We start from the raw sequence: 1,292 nt of genomic DNA, 5'->3' as shown, positions 1-1,292 counted from the left end.
CCCTACTTTAACTTTGCAGAGTGAAAAGAAATCGACCCGAGATTAGGTCAGTTGAACGGGTTGTTCTTACCTTTGTTGTAGTGAGGTAAGGACAGCAACCAGAGGGTAATCTATCGTCCCTACGAGGCTTCGAGCCTAAGGTCTGTTAGAGACCCTCTGGAGTTCAGCTACTTGAGACTCATTAGAAAGTGAGGCCTATAGCCTAATTAAAGTAATAGCCTAATGTAGCCTAGCTGGTCCTTATCAATAATCAGATACAAAGTTATGGAATATCACTTTATCGGCATCGACGTTTCCAAAGAAAAACTGGAGCCACCCTGATTCGCTACGAATCAGAATCAGACAGCGAGCAGCAGCTCGCCTACACCACTGTAGAAAACAACCCTAAGGGGTTCCGGAGCCTCGTCTCTTGGAGCAAGAAGAACGCTGGTCGAGGAGTCAAGACCGACACCATGCTTTCTGCTGTGAGACTACAGGAGGATACGATCGACTCTGCGATGGCTCTACGGCAACGGCCTAAACATCTGGCGCGAGAGCGCCCTGCAGATCAAGCGTAGATGGGTCTGCGCAAAGGCAAGGACGACAAAGCCGACTCAGAGATGATCGCTCACTACGCCCTCTTCCGCTCCAAGACTCTCTATAAGCCTCTGGACGGGAACATGCGAGCTACGCGACCTCTTTCTCTATAGGCAGTCACTAGTTGCGAGAGACGCGCTAAGACGGTTAGTGCCAAGGAAAAACGACACTCTAGCAAGTCTAAAGTGAAACTTCATCTACCGAGATGCCCAGAAGCCATGACCTCTTACCAAAAGCATCAAAGAGTGCGAGCGAATGCTTGAAATCATCAAGGAAGACGAGGAGATGTACCGCCACTACCTGCACCTCATTTCCTGCAAAGTGGGTCTCGTCACCTCGGTCATGCTGATCGTTTTTACCGACAACTTCAAGGGTGGAGTGCCAAGAAGATGGCTAGCTACTGCGGTATAGCGCCCTTCTACGAGAGCTCTGGGAGCTCAGTCTTTCACAAATCCAACACAGGAGGCTACAGTAACCGACGGCTAAAAGGAATCTTGACCCAAGCAGCCCGAAGTGCCATAACTCATAACCCAACATTTAAACAGTATACCAACGCATGAAAGCTCAAGGCAAGCCCTACGGGGTCATCCTCAACAACGTCAACAATAAGCTCCTCCACATCCTCTTCTCGCTGGTTGCGCACGACTGCGACTTCGAGCTAGACCACGAAGCGAAGAGAGCTCTACGAGCCTAGTCCAAGGAAGGAAAATCTCCGC

General features: G+C 50.0%; 3 protein-coding genes. All 3 read left to right on the top strand.

Annotation, left to right across the window (positions count from 1 at the left end; genetic code table 11):
- Positions 1-831: 831 nt before the first annotated feature.
- Genes PORUE0001_RS11020 through PORUE0001_RS11010 form a run of 3 tightly spaced genes read left to right on the top strand, consistent with a single transcriptional unit; the run spans position 832 to position 1,270 of the window.
- Positions 832-987: a hypothetical protein gene (locus tag PORUE0001_RS11020; protein WP_007366241.1), complete on the top strand. Its 156-nt coding sequence runs from the start codon at positions 832-834 to the stop codon at positions 985-987.
- Positions 966-1,136 carry a transposase gene (locus PORUE0001_RS11015; RefSeq protein WP_007366240.1) on the top strand — a complete coding sequence of 57 codons (171 nt, stop codon included), beginning with the start codon at positions 966-968 and terminating at the stop codon, positions 1,134-1,136. Before PORUE0001_RS11020 ends, PORUE0001_RS11015 begins: the two co-directional genes overlap by 22 nt.
- Positions 1,133-1,270, top strand: coding sequence for a hypothetical protein (locus tag PORUE0001_RS11010; RefSeq protein ID WP_007364769.1), 138 nt, complete (start codon positions 1,133-1,135; stop codon positions 1,268-1,270). The genes PORUE0001_RS11015 and PORUE0001_RS11010 overlap by 4 nt, the downstream gene beginning before the upstream one ends.
- The last annotated feature ends 22 nt before the right edge of the window (positions 1,271-1,292 follow it).

Source organism: Porphyromonas uenonis 60-3, from assembly GCF_000174775.1.
Classification (GTDB): domain Bacteria; phylum Bacteroidota; class Bacteroidia; order Bacteroidales; family Porphyromonadaceae; genus Porphyromonas; species Porphyromonas uenonis_A.
The sequence above is the reverse complement of the archived record's forward strand: the minus strand, read 5'-3'. Positions and strand labels throughout refer to the sequence as shown.

Bases quoted from the DNA above. Each gene is read 5' to 3' on its own strand.
- PORUE0001_RS11015 (WP_007366240.1), top strand. From the start codon at position 966: ATGGCTAGCTACTGCGGTATAGCGCCCTTCTACGAGAGCTCTGGGAGC.
- PORUE0001_RS11020 (WP_007366241.1), top strand. From the start codon at position 832: ATGCTTGAAATCATCAAGGAAGACGAGGAGATGTACCGCCACTACCTG.
- PORUE0001_RS11010 (WP_007364769.1), top strand. From the start codon at position 1,133: ATGAAAGCTCAAGGCAAGCCCTACGGGGTCATCCTCAACAACGTCAAC.